Origin of the sequence: Cecembia sp. (genome assembly GCF_007126775.1) — a bacterium.
GTDB lineage: Bacteria > Bacteroidota > Bacteroidia > Cytophagales > Cyclobacteriaceae > Cecembia.
Map to the genome: position 1 here is coordinate 1 of NZ_SLAP01000075.1, position 20,580 is coordinate 20,580.

Annotated in this window: 19 protein-coding genes; 4 read left to right on the plus strand and 15 right to left on the minus strand. The window is 38.6% G+C overall.

What is annotated here, in order from left to right; translation table 11 throughout:
- Positions 1–227 precede the first annotated feature (227 nt).
- The 8 genes from QZT73_RS04890 to rfbC all read right to left on the minus strand — a co-directional run bounded on the left by QZT73_RS04890 (position 228) and on the right by rfbC (position 7,865).
- The gene (locus tag QZT73_RS04890) at positions 228–1,478 is read right to left on the minus strand and encodes a pyridoxal-dependent decarboxylase (protein ID WP_291786907.1); all 1,251 of its coding nucleotides are present in this window, start codon (positions 1,476–1,478) and stop codon (positions 228–230) included.
- Between the two features lie 27 nt (positions 1,479–1,505).
- On the minus strand, positions 1,506–2,246 hold the full coding sequence (locus tag QZT73_RS04895) for a shikimate dehydrogenase (RefSeq protein ID WP_291786909.1): 741 nt from the start codon (positions 2,244–2,246) through the stop codon (positions 1,506–1,508).
- A complete protein-coding gene (locus tag QZT73_RS04900; RefSeq protein ID WP_291780152.1) occupies positions 2,243–3,178 on the minus strand; it encodes a DUF368 domain-containing protein in 936 nt (311 codons plus the stop codon). The genes QZT73_RS04895 and QZT73_RS04900 overlap by 4 nt, the downstream gene beginning before the upstream one ends.
- Positions 3,179–3,237: 59 nt before the next feature.
- A complete protein-coding gene (locus tag QZT73_RS04905) occupies positions 3,238–4,008 on the minus strand; it encodes a phosphosulfolactate synthase (RefSeq protein ID WP_291780150.1) in 771 nt (256 codons plus the stop codon).
- 31 nt (positions 4,009–4,039) lie between these two features.
- Entirely contained in the window at positions 4,040–5,455 is a 1,416-nt protein-coding gene (locus QZT73_RS04910) for a tetratricopeptide repeat protein (protein WP_291780147.1), read from the minus strand.
- 136 nt (positions 5,456–5,591) lie between these two features.
- Positions 5,592–6,557, minus strand: a complete 966-nt coding sequence (locus QZT73_RS04915; RefSeq protein ID WP_291786911.1) for an NAD-dependent epimerase/dehydratase family protein — start codon at positions 6,555–6,557, stop codon at positions 5,592–5,594.
- On the minus strand, positions 6,554–7,303 hold the full coding sequence (locus QZT73_RS04920; protein WP_291780141.1) for a CpsB/CapC family capsule biosynthesis tyrosine phosphatase: 750 nt from the start codon (positions 7,301–7,303) through the stop codon (positions 6,554–6,556). The genes QZT73_RS04915 and QZT73_RS04920 overlap by 4 nt, the downstream gene beginning before the upstream one ends.
- A gap of 10 nt (positions 7,304–7,313) precedes the next feature.
- Positions 7,314–7,865: a dTDP-4-dehydrorhamnose 3,5-epimerase gene (gene rfbC, locus QZT73_RS04925; protein ID WP_291780139.1), complete on the minus strand. Its 552-nt coding sequence runs from the start codon at positions 7,863–7,865 to the stop codon at positions 7,314–7,316.
- Positions 7,866–7,977: 112 nt separating this feature from the next.
- Between rfbC and hflX the strand changes: the two genes are divergently transcribed.
- On the plus strand, positions 7,978–9,240 hold the full coding sequence (hflX, locus tag QZT73_RS04930) for a GTPase HflX (RefSeq protein WP_291786915.1): 1,263 nt from the start codon (positions 7,978–7,980) through the stop codon (positions 9,238–9,240).
- A 15-nt stretch (positions 9,241–9,255) separates the two neighbouring features.
- On the opposite strand, the gene QZT73_RS04935 is transcribed toward hflX, so the two are convergent.
- The 5 genes from QZT73_RS04935 to QZT73_RS04955 all read right to left on the minus strand — a co-directional run bounded on the left by QZT73_RS04935 (position 9,256) and on the right by QZT73_RS04955 (position 14,767).
- Complete coding sequence (locus QZT73_RS04935; protein ID WP_291786917.1) at positions 9,256–10,638, minus strand: tRNA/rRNA cytosine-C5-methylase; 1,383 nt, start codon at positions 10,636–10,638, stop codon at positions 9,256–9,258.
- Between the two features lie 43 nt (positions 10,639–10,681).
- Positions 10,682–11,431: a CHAD domain-containing protein gene (locus QZT73_RS04940; RefSeq protein ID WP_291786919.1), complete on the minus strand. Its 750-nt coding sequence runs from the start codon at positions 11,429–11,431 to the stop codon at positions 10,682–10,684.
- Positions 11,432–11,497: 66 nt separating this feature from the next.
- Positions 11,498–12,043, minus strand: a complete 546-nt coding sequence (locus tag QZT73_RS04945; protein WP_291782352.1) for a DUF6512 family protein — start codon at positions 12,041–12,043, stop codon at positions 11,498–11,500.
- Between the two features lie 98 nt (positions 12,044–12,141).
- The gene (locus QZT73_RS04950) at positions 12,142–13,665 is read right to left on the minus strand and encodes a magnesium chelatase (RefSeq protein WP_291782354.1); all 1,524 of its coding nucleotides are present in this window, start codon (positions 13,663–13,665) and stop codon (positions 12,142–12,144) included.
- A 1-nt stretch (position 13,666) separates the two neighbouring features.
- A complete protein-coding gene (locus QZT73_RS04955) occupies positions 13,667–14,767 on the minus strand; it encodes a VWA domain-containing protein (protein ID WP_291786922.1) in 1,101 nt (366 codons plus the stop codon).
- A gap of 64 nt (positions 14,768–14,831) precedes the next feature.
- Between QZT73_RS04955 and QZT73_RS04960 the strand changes: the two genes are divergently transcribed.
- From QZT73_RS04960 to prfA, 3 genes are all read left to right on the plus strand, one after another.
- A complete protein-coding gene (locus tag QZT73_RS04960) occupies positions 14,832–15,041 on the plus strand; it encodes a hypothetical protein (protein ID WP_291784170.1) in 210 nt (69 codons plus the stop codon).
- A 241-nt stretch (positions 15,042–15,282) separates the two neighbouring features.
- Positions 15,283–15,549, plus strand: a complete 267-nt coding sequence (locus tag QZT73_RS04965; RefSeq protein WP_291784172.1) for an acylphosphatase — start codon at positions 15,283–15,285, stop codon at positions 15,547–15,549.
- Positions 15,550–15,707: 158 nt separating this feature from the next.
- Positions 15,708–16,784, plus strand: a complete 1,077-nt coding sequence (gene prfA, locus QZT73_RS04970; protein ID WP_291784174.1) for a peptide chain release factor 1 — start codon at positions 15,708–15,710, stop codon at positions 16,782–16,784.
- 85 nt (positions 16,785–16,869) lie between these two features.
- Here prfA and QZT73_RS04975 read toward each other — a convergent pair whose 3' ends face one another.
- On the minus strand, positions 16,870–18,120 hold the full coding sequence (locus QZT73_RS04975) for a cystathionine gamma-synthase family protein (RefSeq protein WP_291784176.1): 1,251 nt from the start codon (positions 18,118–18,120) through the stop codon (positions 16,870–16,872).
- 210 nt (positions 18,121–18,330) lie between these two features.
- Positions 18,331–20,580 (minus strand): YCF48-related protein (locus tag QZT73_RS04980; protein ID WP_291786924.1); only part of this gene is annotated, 2,250 nt, incomplete at its 5' end.

Here is a 20,580-nt window from a genome sequence, read left to right on the forward strand (position 1 = left end):
TAAGCCACCTTATTAAGGCCTTTCTTTCCTAGCCCTGAGTATAAATGATCTTCCGCTTTTTCCACCATTCCTTTCTTCTAGGATTTTTATGGATATATTTCATCCGTTTTTTATCTATTTAAGCCGACACTGGAATTACTCCCGACCACTGAACGGGATCCAAAGATAAAAAAGGCGTATTTGCAAACTACGCCTAGTGTCAAAGTCACTTTTCACCTTACTCCAACTCACTTCCGCCCCTTGACTTCCCCCTCCAACTCCATCAAAAAAGAATCAATGGTTCCTGGTTTTACATGGGGCATGACCACAATTTTATACCATTCGGGTTCATATTCATAGGAATTGGCTACCAGGTAGTATTTATGGGCAAGTTCCTTACTGATGTAGGATGCCTTGATTGCAATAATATTCAAATAAGGATTCCTAAAGTATTTTACCCCCATTCTGTCCAATTTTTTACAGATTCTTTCTGTTTTGTCACAAAGGGTTTCCATTTTGTATTTCCATCCCTCAGAGCCATGGATTTGTAAAATCATCCACATGGATATGGCATTGGCTCCAGAGCGGCTACCACTGACAGTGTAATCCTTTCCCGGAATATATTGGGCCTCTTCTGTTTTCACATAATCAAAATACCCTTTTCTAATCAAGAATAGCCCTGTTCCGTAGGGTGTTTGCAGCATCTTGTGCCCATCTGCTGTGATAGAATTGAGATAGGGATTTTGAAAGGTTAACCTACTTGTGGGATTTGTGAAAGGATAAATAAATCCTCCATAGGCTGCATCAACATGGATTTTGAATGGCACGTTCATATTGGTAAAAAAATCACCCAACATGTCAATGTCATCCACAGAACCAAACATTGTAGTAGATAGATTGGCGATGACGATAAAATATTTGACGCCCACGTCCATTGCCTTTTTAATCTGGCTTGCCAGAGATTCCTTTCTTATGTGCCTGCTGTCTGGATCAACTTCCAAAATGATGCTGCTAAGATTCAATAAATTTCCACCCTTGGGCATAGAATAATGCGAATCCTCTGAATAAACCAATGCGATTTCTCCCAATCTTGCACTATATTCTTTTTGGAAATAGTTCCTATAAATCCACATAGCCTGAATATTGGCTTCAGTTCCACCTGTGGCAACATACCCATCCTGCTCATTGGAATTTCCATTGAATATTTCCTCAGCAACCAATTTGATGAGCTCTTTTTCAATTTTTTGGGTGCCTTCAAAAACTTCCAATACCGATTCCTCTCCCAAAGTGTGTACTCCAATATGATTGGGATTTCTTACCATGGCGGACATATAAGGGGCATCTTTTAGAAAGGGTGCATCAGGGTAAAATTCTGTAGTGTCCAAATAGGTTCCGGGAATTCCTAAAATTGGGCGATCTCCTCTATAATCCAGGTTTTGGTCAAGCGCCTTGAAAATATATTCCTTTATTTGTTCGTGTGATCTTTTTTTCCAGTACATGATATGAATGAATAAATGGATGAGAAATTAATTCCAGATTTTCCATGCCGCTTCGGCTTGGAGAATCAACATTTCCAGTCCATTTTTCACGATTGCTCCCCTGGCTTCCAAAGTTCGCATCAAAAACGTTTTCTCAGGATTATAAACCAGGTCATATACTTTGTGCCTGCAGGTTATAAAATCAGGATTGACCTCAGGCATCGCCTCTGTTTTGGGGAAGGTTCCCAATGGGGTGGTATTGATGATAAGAGGATGTTTTTCCAAGATCGAAGGATCTGTATTCAATTCATTATAAGTAATACAGTTTTGATGACTGCTCTCAGATCGGGAGACCATGGTATAGTCCATTTCCAGATCTTTAAGCGCTCGGACTATCGCTTTAGAAGCTCCACCTGTACCCAGAAGCAAGCCAGCCGGTTTTTCTCCCTTCAACCAATTTTCCAAAGAATCCTTGAAGCCCAAATAATCCGTATTATACCCTTTCAATTTGCCATTCTGTATCTGAATACAATTTACAGCTCCGATTTCCCTGCAAGCACCATCAAGCTCATCTAAAAAAGGAATGATCTTTTCTTTGTAGGGAATGGTAACACTAAGACCTTTCAATTCTGGGTTTTCTTTTAAAAGGGAGGGAAATGAAGAAAGGTCCTCCAATTCATAAAGTTCAAACTGAGCATACTTAATCTCCTCCTTTTCAAATTTTTCTGAAAAGTATTTCTTCGAAAAAGAATGTCCTAAAGGATAACCGATCAGTCCGAATTTTCTCATTTTCTGTTGATATAATAAGCCGTTCTTTCAATACCAAGAACGAGAAAGACTCCAAAGAAAAAAGCCAAGGCTGCATACAAAATTAAGGATTCTTCTCCGGTAATTTCAAGATAGCGATGCGGCAATACATTTTCAGTAATAAAAGGTTGTTGAATTCCCTTGGAATCCAATCTATAGGAAATGACTTCTTTCCAAGGCCAAAGCTTATTAATAGAGCCCAACATGAATCCTGATAAAAGACCAATAGTCAAGGCATGGTAATGCTTAAGTAACCAGGAAATCAAGCGGCTAAAAGAAAGTAAACCAATAATACAACCTGCTGCAAAAATACCTAAAACCAACACATCCTTTTGATTGACAGCGGTGAGAATTTTTTCATATTGTCCCAGAATAAGCAAAAGAAAACTTCCGGAAACACCTGGAAGGATCATGGCACAAATAGCGATAGCCCCAGCGACAAAGACAAACCACAAGGTGTCGGGACTAGTTGTCGGTGGTAAGCCTGTGATCAGATAGGCAGAGATGGTTCCAATAATAATGGAAATAACAACACCCCAATTCCATCGTTTAATATCTCTTAAAATAATTATTGCAGAAATAACAATAAGCCCACTAAAAAATGACCATAAAGGGATAGGAAAGCTGTCTATGAGAAAAGCAATAATTTTAGAAAGAGCAAAGATGCTGCTCAAAATTCCCAAAAAAAGAGTAGAGAGAAATTTTCCGTCAATATGTTTCCAGAAATCCGTAAATTTTAAATTAAAAAATAATTGGATTGCTGTCTTATCAATGGATTTAATACTGTTCAACAGCCTTTCATAAATTCCTGTAATGAGCGCTATGGACCCTCCAGATACTCCAGGAACCAAGTCTGCTGCCCCCATGGACATTCCCTTAAGATAAAGTAGAATGTAATCTTTCAGTTTGTACATTTAATTCAAACAAAAAGGACTGTTTAATATCTATGCAGACAGTCCAAAGAAAATAACTGTTATAAGCGGTGATCCCCCAGAAAATGATCAAAAGTATCTCCCCTTAGTCCCAATCTGATTGTTTCTAATGGTATAAGTTCATTGGGAGCAATATTTCCAAGGTTGACATTTGCACCCAGTAATTTTACAAACCATACCTGCTGTTCTTTCTGTGGGGCTTCCCAGATGATTTTTTCCTCTGGAATTTTTGTCAGAATTTCCTCAACCAAGCCTTGCCTAACTTCTCCTGAATCACGGAATAAACCTACAGTTCCCCCTTCTCTTGCCTCTCCTATCACTTTCCATGAGCCTGCATCCAATTCTTTTTGCATTTGCTCAATCCATTTGTAAGGGGGGATGATTTTTGCGGCATCCTTAGAACCAACTTCAGAAAGAACAGTCACATCTTTTGAAAGTGTCCTGATGTATTCACATTTTTGATCATGTGGCAAACTGATAGAGCCATCCGATACTTCGGCAAACCCGAGGTCATATTTCTCTAAAACTTTTCTGTAATCGTCAAATTGATCCCTTATAATAAATGCTTCAAATAAGGTTCCACCAAGGTATACCGGTATGCCTGCATCCCTGTAAACTTGAATTTTTTCCGCTAAATTTTTGGTGAGGTAAGATGTGGCCCATCCTAGTTTGACAATATCTACATAGTCGCTGTTTGTACTTAGAAAATTCTCTACTTCCCGTATGCTCAGCCCCTTATCCATTACCATGGTAAAACCCGATACACGAGGCTTTTCTGTGCGAACAGGTAGGTTCTTTAAAATGTAATTCATTTGCTGGAATTTCGATTGGTAAACAATTCAATCAGGAGGAAGTAGAATCCTCCTTAAATTGTGCTATAATTTTGAAAATTGCTTTTTGTTTTTTTATCTCAGGCATCAATTCATACAAAATTATATGCTTATCAAAGTTCAAAGTTAATGCATTTTCTAAATATGAAAAGGCCTCTTTGTATTTACCTGTTTTGAGCATATATACTACCATTCTGTAATACAGTTCAGATTCTTCAGGAAGTTCTTCTATCCCTTCATTGATCACATCAATTGTTTCTTCAAATCTGTTTTGGTCAAAATAAATGATAGATAGATTGACATATGTCTCCATTATGCCAGGCTCCAGATTAATAGCCTCTTCGTAGGCCTCAGCACTGGCCTGTAAATTCCCTAATTGATATTCAGCATCTGCAAGTCCTACCCAGTAATTGGGATTTTCTTCTGTGAGTTTGATGGCTTTTTTGAAATAATGTATGGCTTCAAAAAATTTGTCTTTTTTAAGCATACACATTCCTAAACCAAACCAGGCATCATCATATTCAGGATCCAGTTTGGCGGATTTTTTAAAATACTTGAAAGCCATGTCAATTTGGTCCAGTTTTTCATAAGCTGCACCCAAATAACAACAGTTTTCAGCATTGGCTCCTTCACAATTGATGGTATTTTGATAAGCTTCCAGTGCAAGGTCAAACTGCTGGGTATTCATATATGCATTCCCCAAATTGAAATATGCAGAGGCAAAAGCATCATCAATGATCAATGCATAATCATAAGCCTTGATGGCATCTTCAAAACGTCCCAATCTATTGTAAACCACTCCAAGATTGTACCAGGCGCCGGCACTGTATGGATCTTGGTCTATAAATTCCTGATAAAACTGAAGGATTTCATTAAAAGAACCATCCTCCTCAGTAATCATGGCCAATTGAAACAGGGCATCTTCATGATTGATCCTGATTTTCACGCATTCTTTGTAATGATGAATGGCCTGATCTGTTTTATTTTCGGATCTGAAAAGGTTCCCCAATAAATAGTGTACCTCAGCCTTATCTTCTGCCATTGGAAGAAAATCCTCCAGCATTTGTAAGGCTTCTTTGATTTGATCGGCCATCATCATGGCACTGGCATAAGCCAAAACAATATCCTCATTATTGGGAGAGAGGTTATTGATATTTTCCAAAATTTCTAAGCCCTCATCCAACTCATCATTGAATATGAGACAATTGGCTTTTAAGAGTTTGATTTCAATACTAAATGGAAATTTCAAAAGTGCATGCTCGGACGCCTTAAGCGCTTTAACAAACTTTTGCTGGTCAAAATAATACCGAATAATATCCTCAAGTTCCTCTTCTTCAAAGTATAAATCCAAATTGGATTTAAGGGAGTTTTCAAACCTTTCTACTAACTCTCTGTCTTCTTCCCAATCATTTTCAAAATCTCCGGTCATCGGCAGTTATTTTTGTTAGATAAGATACCAAATTTATTGGTGTCTCAAAATCTAAACTAGTAATATTTTTAATTATAAAACAGGTGATTTTGGGTGATGCTTTTCAAGCAGTAATTTTTTTCAAAACATATCTCTTTTACGAATCGTTCGAATTTGCCCATTCCAATGTTTCAGCCAATGTCCTGTATTCAAAGTTCAACGTTCGCATTACTTTGCTATTGTCCATTTCAATCTCAAGTTGTGAAAGCATGGCAGTTTGACGGTTGAGTGGGCTTTTGGATAGCCCCAATTTTCTTGTAAGGGAACTAAAGAATAGCGCAAATTCCAACATCCAGTTTTTCACTTCTTTATGAGGTGCTTTTTTACCCAATGATTCTGCCATTTTTTCAAAAAATAACCTATAGCTTAAAGCTTCCTTGTTGAGAATAAACCCTTGGTTCCACTGGTTATTTTGAAAAAGTTGGAATACAAGTTCTGATGCATCCCTCACATCAATATAATTGACCTTTCCTTTGGGGTAATAGCTGTTTCCGTCCAATATATAATCATAAATTTGGGTACTGCTTCTTTGATAGGATAACTTTCCCATAAGGATGCTTGGATAGAATAACATGGCTTTCAATCCTTCCTGTACGCCCCGCCACACCTCCAGGTCAGCATAGTGTTTGGAGATGGCATATGGGGTATTCCAATCAGAATCTATCCATTTATGTTCTTCGTCCAGCGTGTTGAGCTCAGGGTTTCTTCCCAAAGCGGCTACTGAAGAAATATGGATCAGTTTTTTTATACCACCATCAAGCATTGCATTTACGAGGTTTTCTGTCCCCTTTACATTGACCTGCATGAGTTTTTGACTGTCTTTTGGCTGAAATGAAACCAAGCCTGCTGAATGGATGACCAAGTCTTTGCCCTCCAAGGCTTCTTCAAGCGTTATAATGTCGTTGATGTCCCCCTCATGCCAAATGATATCGTTTTTTAAGGAACCCAATAGACGTTTATTTGCTCCTTCTCTGGCCAGAGCATGTATTTCTCCTAAATGTGCAAATGTTTTGGCCAAATGGCTTCCGAATAAGCCAGTAGCTCCGGTAATTAAGATTTTCATAGGGACTGGTTGAGAAGATCCATTTGTTGGATCTTTTCGAAATATTTTGATTGAGTCAGTGTTTCCAAACTGTCCAAATACCTCTGATTATGGCAGTCGGAGCCAAATAATCTAACTTTATTCTCATCAATTAACATTTCTGCAAAATGTTTTATGGGTTTGGAATAAAATCCGGTCAAGGAGAGCAGGTTGACCTGAAAATAAATATCTCGATCCATCAAATCTTTGAGCAGTTTTTCATCTTTGATCAGATAATGGTACCTTTCCGGATGTGCCAGGATGGGTTTGTATCCATTCATCTCCATGGTGAAAAAAATATCCAATAACATTTGTGGCTTGTTGATAAAACCTGTCTCCACCAAAACAAAATTATCTTTGATGGTCAAGAGCTCCTGTCCTGATTCGACTTTTTCAAGGAAAATTTCATCCATATAATATTCTGCAGCAGCATCCACCTGAATGTCGATCTGTTCTTTCTGCAATGCCAGCCTTACTTCTTCAAGACCCAAGCGTATAATTTCCGGAGTATTTCGAAAATACTCGGTCATGACATGGGGAGTGGTAATAATTTTTCTCAGTCCATAATTTTTAAGCCTTTTAATCAAAGCAATGGAGTCTTCTAAGGTTTTGGCCCCATCATCAATCCCGGGAATCAAATGGGAATGCATATCTACTTCCAACCACTTGAGGTTGAATTCAGCAGAATTCTCCTTTTTTTGCATATTAAAAATCTCCAGTATTCCCATTGTTCTTTTATTATGCTCCTTCGGGAGTCTTTAAAAGAAAATCTTTTAGAGTGGGCCAATCCTGATCCCTGTCAGATAAAATTGGATCCTTCAATTTCCAATCTATTTTCAGGTCAGGATCATTCCACAAAATGCCCCCTTCACTTTCTTTGTGATAGTAATTTGAGCACTTGTAAGAAAAAACAGCATCCTCAAGTACCGAAAAACCATGTGCAAAACCTTTTGGAATATATAGCATGTTGTGAAGCTTAGCATCCAACTCCAAACTATAAACGTTTCCAAAGGTAAGAGAGTTTACCCTAAGGTCTACCACTACATCCAAGACCCTTCCTGATATGACCCTGACTAACTTTGCTTGCGCGAAATTCCCTTTTTGGAAGTGAAGCCCCCTTAGTGTTCCTGCTTTGGAGAAGGATTGATTTTCTTGCACCCATTTCTCATCTATTCCGAAGCCAAAGAGAATATCCTGTCGAAAAGATTCAAAAAAATAACCCCTGTTGTCCTCCCATACTTTTGGAAGTATCTCTAAAACGCCTTCTAATGGTGTTTTCCTGATTTTCATCCTAATTTCCATGTTAATAATTTCAAATATAATAGTTATTCCGGCTAGGTTGGTAAATTTACATCATTAACAAATAGGAACTAATTATTCGCTTCAGGCCTTCATATAATATATGAGTAAATATTCTCGAAAACTTCAAAAACTTTATGATACTGCTCCAAAGCAGGAAACGGCTGTTTTGGTCGCTATAATTCATCAGGGCCAGACTGAACAACAGGCTCAGGAATACTTAGATGAGTTGGCGTTTTTAACTGAAACCCTGGGGGCCAAAACGGTATATAGGTTTACGCAAAGAATGGAAAAGCCAGATGTCAAAACTTTTGTCGGCTCGGGAAAAATAGAAGAGATTCAAGCGTACCTCACCCATTTTGAAGTTGATATGGTTATTTTTGATGATGACCTAAGCCCATCTCAGATGAGGAATTTGGAGAATGAACTCAAAGTCAAAGTGTACGACCGTTCCTTATTAATTTTGGATATTTTTCTCAATAGGGCCCAAACTGCCCAAGCAAAAACGCAAGTGGAATTGGCAAGATTTCAATACTTACTGCCAAGGTTGACAAGAATGTGGACGCACCTTGAAAGGCAAAGGGGTGGTACCGGAACCAGAGGAGGAGCAGGGGAAAAGGAGATTGAAACGGATAAAAGGGATATTAGGAATAAAATTACATTGCTTAAAAGCAAGTTGAGAGATATAGAAAAGCAAGGTGAGACCCAAAGAAAAGGAAGAAAAGGTATCGTTAGAGTAGCATTGGTTGGATATACCAATGTTGGGAAGAGTACTTTAATGAACCTCATTACGAAAACCAATATACTCGCCGAAAACAAACTTTTTGCAACGGTCGACTCTACGGTCAGAAAAGTAGTTTTGGAAAATATTCCTTTTCTTCTCTCTGATACAGTAGGTTTTATCCGAAAACTCCCAACTCATTTGATAGAATCTTTTAAATCGACCTTAGATGAAATCCGAGAAGCTGATCTATTGGTGCATGTGGTGGATATTTCACATTCGGGTTTTGAAGACCATATAGCTGTAGTCAAAAATACACTCAGTGAAATTGGAGCAGGTGATAAACCAGTACTCTTGGTTTTTAACAAGATAGATAAGGTTCCTATCATGCCCAGTGAAGAAGAAAGACTTCAGATGACTGAGTTGGAATTTGAAGAAAACCAATATTTGGATTTTGAGAAACTCTCTACAGCTTATGAGAAGAAAACAGGAATTCCACCAGTGTTTATGGCAGCATTTAACGGGGCAAATGTGGAGCAATTCAGAGAGGCCCTTGTCAAGGAGGTAAAGAAGCAACACCTTAAAATTTACCCGCATTACCTCGACCATGAAACTATCGATATGTCTCAATTTAAAGAAGAGTAGCCTTATCCGGTCAGGCTATTTCATTCGTATCCTCCATTCCTTTGGGTAGTAATTGTTTGTCCTATTTCCTAAGTTTTTGATCCATCCCAAAGGATTTTGTTGATAGGTAAGCAATATCCAGCCTTCAGGAATACCTTCCAGGCTAATATCTTGCTTTCTCAAAAAATCAATCGCATCCTTTTCTTCAAGTTCAAAATAAAAGAATCCGGTTTTGGGGAAAATGCTTAGAGCCCACTCATGCGTGGGAATAAATTGCGTTTTGTAGAACTTCCCAAGTTCAACGCCAAAATACTTGATGTTTAGGAATCTACTAAGGTATTCGAAGTGGCTTTGAAAATTAGAATTTAGCCAGAAACAACTTCCGTTTAGGGTGTAAAAACTGCTACTTTGAGGCAGTTCTAATGCCTTGATCATGTTTTCTTTTACAAGCTTACCTTCTAATTTAATAAAAGGATGTTTGAAGTCTTTGGTTCTTTGTGGAGCTTGGGAATAAGCATCTTCCGATCTTTTCAAAACCGTTACAAAGAAACCTTCTCCAAAGACCTTATGGGGGTAAAACCTGTACCCAAAATAAGTTTTATTTTCCAACTCCAAAGCAGACTCAACTATACCCCAGGAGGATTCAAGAGGGATTTGAACCGGTTCATAAGAAAACTCTGAGCAAATAAACCGGAGGATTTCTTCATTTTCTTGTTCATTGAAAGTGCATGTGCTGTAAATCAAATATCCGCCCCCTTTGACCAAAGTCCCTGCTTTATCCATAATTCTTTCCTGCCTATGGGCGCAAAGTGCCACATGGTCATTTGACCACTCAGATCTTGCTTCTTTGTCTTTTCGGAACATACCTTCTCCAGAACAAGGGGCGTCCACCAATACCAAATCGAAAAATCCTTCCAATTTAGAAAAATGCTCTGGGTCATTTTGAGTTACCATTGTATTTCCCAATCCCCATTTGATGATGTTTTCCTTGAGGACAGAGGCCCTTGCTTTGATGACCTCATTGGCAACCAAAAAACCCTTCTGACCAAGATAACTACCAATTAAGGTGGATTTGCCTCCTGGAGCGGCCGCCATATCAAGAAAGACTCCATCCCTTGGAGCTTGAATATGGTGCAGTATGTGTTCCAAAAACATGGATGATGCTTCCTGAACATAATAGGTTCCTGCATGAAAAAGTGGGTCGAGCGTGAATGAGGGCCTTTCTGTCAAATAAAAACCGGTTTCTGACCAAGGTACCCTTTTATTTAAATGAAATGGAGGTGTTTTTTTAAAGGGGTTCAGCCTAATCGAGGTAAGAGGATCTTCCCCTAAAGCCGAATTAAAGCGCTCATATTCCACTTTCCCAAGATATTCTTTCATCCTGGATTCAAATGCTTTTGGGAGATCTATAAAGGACATTTTTGGCTTTTTTGTAAAAATAGTCCTTTCTTTTAATTCTTGTTTAACTTTTCGGATAAGCCAAATTAAGAAAATATTGTGCTTCTTTTTTTAGTAAATCATGAAGCTCCTGAAAATTGGTTTCCAAGACCAAATTTTCTTTTTTTTGAGTTTTTCTCAGAGAACTGTTCAAAAGATCATTCCAGTTTCCGATTTTTTCTTGTAGCTCGTTTAGGTAGCTAAAATCTATTCCCATAGATTCTTGTTCGGGCTCCCTTAGAAGTGCTTTAAGGTATAACACGGATTTGATATTTTTCCGGGCCTCGTGAAAATTTTCCTGAAGCATCAAGTTGTTCGCAGTGATCATTAATTTTCTAAAATAGTCTTGCAGCAATTTTATTTTAAGAGAGAAATCAAAATGGATAAATTCCTGAAATGAACTTTGGATTTGTTTTTCCCATTTTTCACTGGGCCTAGAAATTTTACTTTTCCTCTTTTCTAGCTTTTCATTTAGACTGGGTATTTCTTGTAAATTATCGGAGGATAAATCTTTCAATTTATTGATTTCTAATTGTATTTCTCTGATAGCTCCCATTCTCTTAAAAAGTCTGCGGACAGGGATAAATTTTTCTTTGATGTCTGATTTTGGCTCTGTCTTGTCCAAAAGTTTGACCAAGGCATGAAGTTTTTTTATTTCAACGCGCATTTGGTGGATTGCAGTTTCCGACTGGACTTCCAAAACAACAGGCAACAATTTCAGCACTTCGTCAAAGTGTTGCTTGAAATACGCTGCTGTTTTTAAATGATAAGGCATTCGCTGTTATCTTGGTGGACTTAAAAGATGAATTTTCATGATTTGGGAAAAACCGGATTAAGTGCTTCAGTAAGGGATTTTAAATATGCCATAAGTCATGTCATTACCATCCATAAATATATCCCAATGGGGAGGAAAATAAGTGAAATACGCAAAAAGGATTCCAATACTGACGAACCCAAAGCCGGCTATCAATTCATAGATTTTGGGTACGGGTTGAGCAGCATATAACTTGAAGACAACCAGTTGACAAAATATAGTTCCCACCGCGAAAGAGGAAATATCAATCCACAATATTGGGCTTTCAATAAAAGCAGTATAGGTATAGAAAATCAGGAGTATGCTTGACTCAAATAGAATGATTCCCACGAATTTGGCCAAGAAATAATTATTCACCTGCGGTTTGATTTGGAAGTATTCTGGCAAAGAAAATAATACAAGTGCCCAATAAGCCAATTTCAAATGTTCCCATACACTTTCATTCACAGGCACAAAAGCACCCAAAACATTATTTTCGCCAAACCAAGGATAAAAATAATGCAGGATGGTGCCCAATAAAATGATGGCTACAGTACCATAAATGGACCAAATTTTAACTTGATTTTTGGACATGCACCTGCGCTTTCTTTTAAAGTTAACTGAAAGGTGAAAAAAACAAAAATCCCCACAGGGAATTCCTGTGGGGATTTGGCAATGCTTCTTGCATGCGATCAATAGTCTTCTTCTTCAAAATCATCCTCGTCGGATGCCCCCATATCAAACATGGAACTGAATAGATCCTTAAATTGGAGCCCTGTATCCAGCATTTTTTTACTCAATTGGCTATATTCAGAAAGCCCGTGAAGGAGAAATTCCATAAAGAATTCTTTCTCAATTTCCGGAAGAGAGCCGATGGATGCTGTGACAATATCCTCCAATCCTGGTACCTGTTGCAGGCTGGATTTATAGGTCTTATCAGATTGGCTGGCAAGAATATCAAGGGTATTGCCCTCTCCAAACCAGGCCAAAGGAATGACATAAGGATTGCCTTCTTTCTCTTTTTTCTTTTGTTCAGGAGAAGGGAAATAATCTACAAATAGGGTACGGATTGCTTTTCCTATTAGATTATAAGCAACCAAACCAGCACCCTCTTGTTCCCCTTCATAAACCAGTTCCACTTTTCCTGTAATAGCAGGTATTACACCTATTAGATCTGCGATCCGAACCACAGTATTTTCCTCAGAATTCAAATAAAGTCTTCTTTCAGCAGCAGAAATGAGGTTTTCAAAGGCAGAGATGGTCAGTCTGGCAGATACACCGCTTTTTTCATCCACATATTCACTATTTCTGGCTTCAACAGCGATTTGTTCAATCAAATCTTTCATGAGCTCAGGAATATGGATTTTATCTACAGGTTTACCTTTTAAATTAGCTTCTTGTGCGGTTATCCGTTTACCAATCTCTATGGATTTGGGATAATGCGTGATGATCTGACTTTCTATTCTGTCTTTGAGCGGGGTCACGATAGACCCCCTATTGGTATAATCCTCGGGATTGGCCGTGAACACAAACTGAATGTCTAAAGGCAATCTTAACTTGAAACCTCTTATTTGAATATCCCCTTCCTGAAGAATGTTGAAAAGGGCTACCTGAATTCTTGCCTGAAGGTCAGGAAGTTCGTTGATCACGAAAATAGAGCGGTTTGACCTGGGCACCAAACCATAATGAATTACCCTTTCATCATTATAGGAAAGCTTCATGGTTGCTGCTTTGATAGGATCAACATCTCCAATTAAGTCTGCTACAGATACATCAGGAGTAGCGAGTTTTTCACTGTATCTTTCTGATCTGTGCCACCAAGCTATAGGGGTATGATCCCCTTTATTTTTAATGAGTTCTTTGGCATAGCTGGAAAGTGGCTGCAATGGATCATCATTCAATTCCGCTCCTTCAACTACAGGCACATATTCGTCTAAAAGCAGGGTCATCATCCTTGCAATTCTTGTTTTTGCCTGACCTCGCAGACCCAGCAAATTGATATTGTGCCTGGAAAGAATGGCCCTTTCTATATCTGGTATGACTGTATCCTCATAGCCCCATATCCCTTCAAATACTTGTTCTTTTTGCTGAATTTTTAGAATCAGATTTTTTCTCAATTCTTCCTTGATGGAAGTCGATCGGTAGCCTGAAGCCTTCAGTTCACCCAACGTTTTTATTTTCAATAAGTCTTTGGAAGACAGTTTTTGGTATTCCATTTTAAAATTTTTTGGTTCTGTTTTTTCTATAATCTTCAAAAATTAAATTTCCCAGGCCTTTAAGACTACTATAGTAGGCATTGCCATTGTTTACTTTGGTAAATTCTTTGACAAACTCCTTTAGGTAAGGGTCACTGGCAATCATAAAGGTGGTCACAGGAATTTTCAACCTTCTGCATTGTGCAGCAAGTTTTAAAGTTTCATTCAGTATTTTGCTGTCAATACCGAAAGCATTTTTGTAATACTTGATGCCTACTTTTAGGCAGGTAGGCTTTCCATCAGTAATCATGAAAATCTGTTTGTTGGGATTTTTTCTCCGTCTCAGAAGATCCATTGCCAGTTCAAGTCCTGCCACTGTATTGGTATGGTAAGGACCAACTTGAAGATATGGAAGATCTTTGATTTCTATCTGCCAAGCATCATTCCCAAAAACGATAACATCTAAAGTATCTTTAGGATAACGGGTTTTGATCAATTCCGCTAAGGCCATGCCTACTTTTTTGGCAGGGGTGATTCTGTCCTCTCCATATAAAATCATGGAATGGCTGATATCAATCATTAGCACAGTTGATGTTTGGGTTCGGAATTCATTTTCCACTACCTCTAAATCGTCTTCGGTCAACAGATAATCTCCTGAAAACCCATGGTTAACCTGCGCGTTGCGTATAGAGTCGGTAAGGGCGATCTGATCCAAGCTGTCGCCAAAACTGTAGGGCCTTCTATCGGTTCCTTTTTCATCTCCCGGACCCGAATGTGTGGTTTTGTGATGTCCACCTTTGCCTCGCTTTAACTTCCCAAATATTTCTTCCAATGCATTTTTTCTTATATTTTGCTCTGCTTTGGCTGTGATCTTTATTTCTCCCTTTTGATTTTCTTCAGTCAGATAACCTTTAGATTTGAGTTCTTCTATAAAATCACCTATTCCATAATTGGGATTGGTAAACTGATACCGCTTATCGAGGTTGCTGAGCCAAGATAGTGCCTCTGCCACATCCCCTCCTGTCATAGTGACCAATTGTAGAAAAATATTCAATAAGTTTTCAAAGGTATTTTTTTCTGGATCCTGTGGAGGAATGTATTTTGTAAATCTAAATCCTTTCATATTGAATTGGTAACAAATTGAAAACAATTGTGGTTTACTTAATAGAGCTAAAATATTGAAAACCATGAAAAACTATTTGTTCCCAGTCTATCTTGTCACTGCATTTCTAATCGTATATGTGACAGCAATCCAAGCCAATTTAAATACTGCTTTGGTTTTATTTATGTTTTCTGTTTCGCCCTTACCCATTATTTGGATGGTATATAAGGTCCTGACAGCAGATGTGAAAGTTGAATCTACCTTCGAAGAAAAATGGTATGAAGACCAAAATTAGTCCAATTCCTCCAATGGTTTTTGTCCTACGAAATATCTTTTTTGTTATTTGAATATATTCTATTCAAAAATTCTAAATATATTATAACTCCAACTTGATATAATCAATTGATTTTTTCTATTAATATGATTTTTTTATAGTATCAATTGTACTTAACAAATATGTTTTGGGCTCGGAAATCTGCACTTTCTTTCATAACTTTGCAAAAGATATTTTATCCTAGATAACCCTTATAAAATAAATGAACAGGCGCATTAAAGTCCATGGGAAAGTTCAAGGTGTCTTTTTCAGGAAAAATACGCAGCAAAAAGCCTTAGAGTTGGGTTTAAGTGGCTGGGTCAAGAATGAAGACGATGGGACTGTGTCCGTTGAAATTGAAGGAGAACTGCACTCCATACTTGCAATGCAGTCTTGGTTAAGGTTAGGCCCCCCTAATGCTGAAGTAGAAAGCTTGGAAATATCTCAAGGACAAGAACAGGGATATGAAGATTTCATGATTCTACAGTAATCCATAGTTTCTTGTTAAAGGATTTCTTCATGTTTGTCAGCAAGCCATATTATTCTTATGTTAATTGCTTTTTATTGAATAGTTATCGGCCTACCACTCCAGGTTAAGCGGTCAATGGATTTATTTTGCTAATTTTGTTTCCTTAAAAGACATTCCATATGCTTGAAAAACTCCAAGCGCTTAAAGATAGATTTATTGAAGTGGGCCAGCTGATCATCCAGCCTGAGGCAATGTCCGATATGAGTAAGTATACCAAACTCACAAAGGAATACAAAGACTTAGAAAAGATAGTTGCCTTATATGATGAATATAAATTGATCATAGAAAACTTAAGCAGCACGAAAGAAATACTGGAAAAAGAGAAAGATCCGGATTTTAGAGAAATGGCCAAGGTAGAAATGGAGGCCCTCAAAGAGAATCAACTTAGATTGGAAGAGGAGTTGAAGCAACAGCTGATACCAAAGGATGTCAACGATTCAAAAGACTGTATTTTGGAGGTCAGAGCAGGTACAGGAGGGGATGAGGCAGCCATTTTTGCTGGTGATCTTTTTAGAATGTACCAGAGATTTTGCGAAAAGCAGGGATGGAAACTTACTGTTCTAGATCTTACTTTTGGGTCATCTGGAGGATATAAAGAGATTATCAGTACGGTGAGCGGTGCGGATGTTTATGGCATGCTAAAATATGAGTCAGGGGTTCATAGGGTGCAGAGAGTACCTACCACCGAAACCCAGGGAAGAGTGCATACTTCTGCGGCTACAGTTGCAGTATTGCCTGAAATGGATGAAGTTGAGGTAGATATCAATATGAACGATATTAGGAAGGATACTTATTGTTCATCAGGGCCAGGAGGGCAATCCGTTAATACTACGTATTCTGCGGTGAGATTGACCCACAACCCAACGGGCTTGGTGGTTACTTGTCAGGATGAAAAGTCCCAAATAAAAAACTTTGAAAAAGCATTAAAAGTGTTGCGTTCCAGACTTTATGAAATAGAACTGGCCAAACACAATGAGGCAGTCGGTGCACAGAGAAAATCCATGGTCGCCAGCGGAGACAGGTCAGATAAAATACGGACATACAATTATCCCCAGAGCCGCGTTACAGATCATAGGATCAACAAAACTGTCTACAACCTACCGGACGTAATGGAAGGGAATATTGAGGATTTTATTTCTGCTTTGCGTTTTGCAGAAAATATAGAGAAGATGAAGGCTACTGGAATGGATGAATAATACCATTTTCTACCTTCATCTTTCCCAATTGGTATGGTGTTAATAAGCACTGATTTATTGGCCGAAATGACAAGGCAAAATTCCCTTAAACTTTATCAAGTGCCTGTTCCATATCCCAAATAATATCCGTATAGTGCTCTACACCCACTGAAATACGTACCAGTTTTTCAGAAATACCAATCATTTTCTTGTCTTCTTTTGATACATCGCTGTGAGTCATACTAGCAGGATGTTCTGCCAAAGATTCTGTGCTGCCCAAGGAAACTGCCAATTTGATCAGCTTAAGGTGATTGAGAAAAGTAAATGCCTCCTTTTCCCCTCCTTTGATATCAAAGGAAAGCATGGCACCTGCAGAGTAGAACTGTTTTTTGTAGATGTCATGTTGTGCTGTTCCAGGTTCCAAATGCCCCAGATAATACGTTTTTTCAACCTTTGGATGATATTTCAGAAATTCGGCCACTTTTACGGCATTTTCTGCCTGTTGGTTCATCCTTACCTTAAGTGTTTCCAAACTCCTCATCAGTAACCAGCCCGTCCAAGGGCCTGCCATATTTCCTAAAAATGTTCTGAGTGTTCTTACCCTTTTCATATATTTGGAGTGACCCAAAACAGCCCCGGCTATCAAATCTGAGTGCCCTCCTATATATTTCGTGGCAGAATAAATCACTAAATCCGCTCCAAACTTCAAGGGATGCTGCCAAAGTGGTCCCATATAAGTATTGTCTACACAGACTACCACATCTTTCTGCTCAGAAGAAAAATGGTCCGCTACAGCCTTGCAAGCTTCCAGGTCAAAAAGCGCATTTGTGGGATTGGCGGGAGTTTCGACGTAGACCATCTTTAATTTCCCACCTAAATCTTGAACTTCCAGGTTTTTAATGATTTGCTCCGGGCTTTCTGTATTGGTAAAGCCAATGCCTCTGATTCCGTATTCTGGAAGTACTTTATTGACAAAATGATCGGTTCCACCGTAGACGGGTTTACTGTAAAGCAAGACGTCTCCAGGTCTCAAAAATTCCAGCATGACCGTAGAGATTGCAGACATACCGCTCTCAAAGACGGCACATTCTTCTGCATTGTCCCAAAGACAAAGTCTTTCCTCTAAAATCTGTAAATCGGGATTGTTAAGTCTTGAATAAATCAGTCCCAAATCCTCGTTGGGAGCTTTTTCTCTTTGCCCGTAGGCAACCTCAAAAAAAGCTTTGCCCTCTTCAGCTGATTTGAAAACAAAGGTTGAGGTTTGAAATATAGGACATTTGATTGCGCCTTCTGAAAGTTCAGGTTTATAGCCATGGGACATCATCAGGCTTTCCGGATGAAAATATCTATTCTCCATTGTAATTTGGGTTTATTTGTCACAAATGACTATAAAAGGGGGATAATAATCAAGATGTATTTTAAAATAAAATTTTGGTTAAATTAAATATACTTACTTTATATTTCAGTGTAACAGAATTAAAAAATTTATTTTTCAAAAATACAAAATATAATATTTAACCTAAATAAAGAAATCCTTTGGGGAATATAAAATTAGGCTTTCTAAGAATTATCTCACCATTACCTTTTTAACATAATCCTTATGAGGAGTATGGATAATGACCGTATACAAGCCTTTGGGTAGTTCTCTAAATTGGTATTCCCTTACTCCATCCTCTGGAACTATACTGTTAACCTCCTGACCAAGGGCATTGATGAGCCGTAACCTGAAGATCGGACCAATGTCTCTGACATCTAGGGTGAAATCTCCCTGACTCGGATTGGGATAGATGTTGATCATGGCATCCCTTTGTCTGTGTTCACCAATGGAGGTGATGATATTGACATTGACTTCCAATTCACTGGACTCACCTTCATTGCAGCTGTTCATCGGAGTTACACGTAGCGTGTAATCGCCTTCTTTTTCCCATCTTATAAGAACTGTATTCGTACCCTGACCCTCTATAATTCTACCTCCTTGATCATTAATAGTCCATTGGAAGTTGACCTCACTGACATTGGTTACTGAATAAGTTTCCTCAGTGAAACCCACCCTGTCCGGTCCGGAAATATCCGAAGGTTTATCAGGTGGAGTGGTTATCAAAATTTCCTTATTGGCGGTTTGCCCTTGTCCACATGGATTGCTGGGTGTCACACTTACAGCTTGTTGACCTGTATTCCTCCAGTCTACCAGAATTCTATTTGTACCCTGTCCTTCTATAATTTCTCCCCCTAAGACATCCCATACATAAACTGTCCCCAAGGTTTCTTCCACAAAGTATTCTTCAGTAGTGTTGACACAAACTGCTCCTTCACCTTCAATGGTATTGATCTGCCTTGGGATGCCCGATACAATCACCTCTAGGCCCGTGGTGCCACTGTTCCCACAAAAGTTCTTCCCTCTGACGAGTACTGCATTTCTGCCGGGAATATCCCATTCTACCACAATTCTACTTGTGCCTTGACCTTCAATGATTCTTCCTCCATCAACCCTCCATTCAAATTCAATATCGAGTTCTAGTGCTTCCTGTACATTGTAAACATGCTGGCCAAGACAAACATTATTATCCCCAAAAATCAAAGTTGGCTGTTCAGGAACCTGACAATCATAAGTAAAAAAGGTTCCTTTTTCGCCCACTGCAAATCCATTGCTTAAGGTTCCAAAGCTGATTCCCGTAAAGTCCTGAAATGTGGCTGTCAGAAATTTTTCCCAGGTTTCGCCTCCGTCCTTTGTTTGGACCATCAAGCCCTTTTCCCCTGCAATAAAGCCGATTTCATCATCTAAAAATTCTACTGCATTGAGATTTTCAGTAAAAGGGAAGTCTAATTGTTGCCATGTTTGCCCTTTGTCATCAGTTTTAAAGGTTATTCCGGATTGACCTACGATTACAGCACTGTTTTCATCCAAGATGGAAATATCATTGAACTGGGTCGTTACACTAATTGTGATAGTCTTCCATTCATTATTTTCAAAGACACTGACAAAACCATTGCTACCAATTAAGATTCCATTATTCGGGTCAAAAAATGCAATCCTTTTAAAGTCTACGGCAGTGTCGGTTACATCAATTCTTTCCCAACTTACCCCTCCATCTGATGTAAATGCTACAAACCTATTATCTCCCACAACGTAGCCTGTGCTGTTATTGAAAAAGTATAATCCATTTAGGTTTTCACTTGTTCCTGGGTTCAGAGAAGTCCAGTTGCCTCCAGAATTGGTAGTGCTCAATAGAATCCCATTCTCTCCACAAACAAATCCTCTGGAATTGGTTAAAAAATAAAGATGCCTAAAGTCGTTGGAAAGTGGGCGTGATCGATCTGTAAATGAATTTCCGGCATTGTTGGTAAGAAAAATGCGGCCGGACTCTCCTATCAGATAGCCTCTTATTTCCGAAACAAACTGCAAACCGGTGTAATTCACATCTCTACCGGATAATCTTACCGACCAACTGCCACCTGAATTGTTAGAGCTGATCAAAAAGCCATTACTTCCGGCTGCGAAAACCACATTGGCATTGGCACGGAAAGAAACATCCCAGTAATTTTCCTGGTTGTTCGTGTTTCTTCCCTCAAAAGTGGAACCACCATTCACAGTCCTCAAAAGTGTAGCTGATTCACCTGTAATCACCCCCTGATTGGAATTGGACCTATTGAAACTGACTGCAAACAAATTCCTTTCAGTGCCGGAACTTATTGTAGACCATGAATTTCCAGCATTTAAAGTTCTTAAAATAGTCCCCCCGTCTCCTACGACATAACCCTGTTCACCATTAATAAAATAGACATCATTTAAACTTCTGTTTTGTCCAGTATTGCTTAA

Excerpts from the sequence above, each read along its gene's own strand:
- QZT73_RS04910 (WP_291780147.1), bottom strand. The coding sequence starts at position 5,455 with ATGACCGGAGATTTTGAAAATGATTGGGAAGAAGACAGAGAGTTAGTA.
- QZT73_RS04960 (WP_291784170.1), top strand. The coding sequence starts at position 14,832 with ATGAAAAACTATTTGTTCCCAGTCTATCTTGTCACTGCATTTCTAATC.
- QZT73_RS04945 (WP_291782352.1), bottom strand. The coding sequence starts at position 12,043 with ATGTCCAAAAATCAAGTTAAAATTTGGTCCATTTATGGTACTGTAGCC.
- QZT73_RS04940 (WP_291786919.1), bottom strand. The coding sequence starts at position 11,431 with ATGCCTTATCATTTAAAAACAGCAGCGTATTTCAAGCAACACTTTGAC.
- hflX (WP_291786915.1), top strand. The coding sequence starts at position 7,978 with ATGAGTAAATATTCTCGAAAACTTCAAAAACTTTATGATACTGCTCCA.
- QZT73_RS04905 (WP_291780150.1), bottom strand. The coding sequence starts at position 4,008 with ATGAATTACATTTTAAAGAACCTACCTGTTCGCACAGAAAAGCCTCGT.
- prfA (WP_291784174.1), top strand. The coding sequence starts at position 15,708 with ATGCTTGAAAAACTCCAAGCGCTTAAAGATAGATTTATTGAAGTGGGC.
- QZT73_RS04955 (WP_291786922.1), bottom strand. The coding sequence starts at position 14,767 with ATGAAAGGATTTAGATTTACAAAATACATTCCTCCACAGGATCCAGAA.
- QZT73_RS04950 (WP_291782354.1), bottom strand. The coding sequence starts at position 13,665 with ATGGAATACCAAAAACTGTCTTCCAAAGACTTATTGAAAATAAAAACG.
- rfbC (WP_291780139.1), bottom strand. The coding sequence starts at position 7,865 with ATGAAAATCAGGAAAACACCATTAGAAGGCGTTTTAGAGATACTTCCA.
- QZT73_RS04915 (WP_291786911.1), bottom strand. The coding sequence starts at position 6,557 with ATGAAAATCTTAATTACCGGAGCTACTGGCTTATTCGGAAGCCATTTG.
- QZT73_RS04975 (WP_291784176.1), bottom strand. The coding sequence starts at position 18,120 with ATGGAGAATAGATATTTTCATCCGGAAAGCCTGATGATGTCCCATGGC.
- QZT73_RS04900 (WP_291780152.1), bottom strand. The coding sequence starts at position 3,178 with ATGTACAAACTGAAAGATTACATTCTACTTTATCTTAAGGGAATGTCC.
- QZT73_RS04935 (WP_291786917.1), bottom strand. The coding sequence starts at position 10,638 with ATGTCCTTTATAGATCTCCCAAAAGCATTTGAATCCAGGATGAAAGAA.
- QZT73_RS04890 (WP_291786907.1), bottom strand. The coding sequence starts at position 1,478 with ATGTACTGGAAAAAAAGATCACACGAACAAATAAAGGAATATATTTTC.
- QZT73_RS04965 (WP_291784172.1), top strand. The coding sequence starts at position 15,283 with ATGAACAGGCGCATTAAAGTCCATGGGAAAGTTCAAGGTGTCTTTTTC.
- QZT73_RS04895 (WP_291786909.1), bottom strand. The coding sequence starts at position 2,246 with ATGAGAAAATTCGGACTGATCGGTTATCCTTTAGGACATTCTTTTTCG.
- QZT73_RS04920 (WP_291780141.1), bottom strand. The coding sequence starts at position 7,303 with ATGGGAATACTGGAGATTTTTAATATGCAAAAAAAGGAGAATTCTGCT.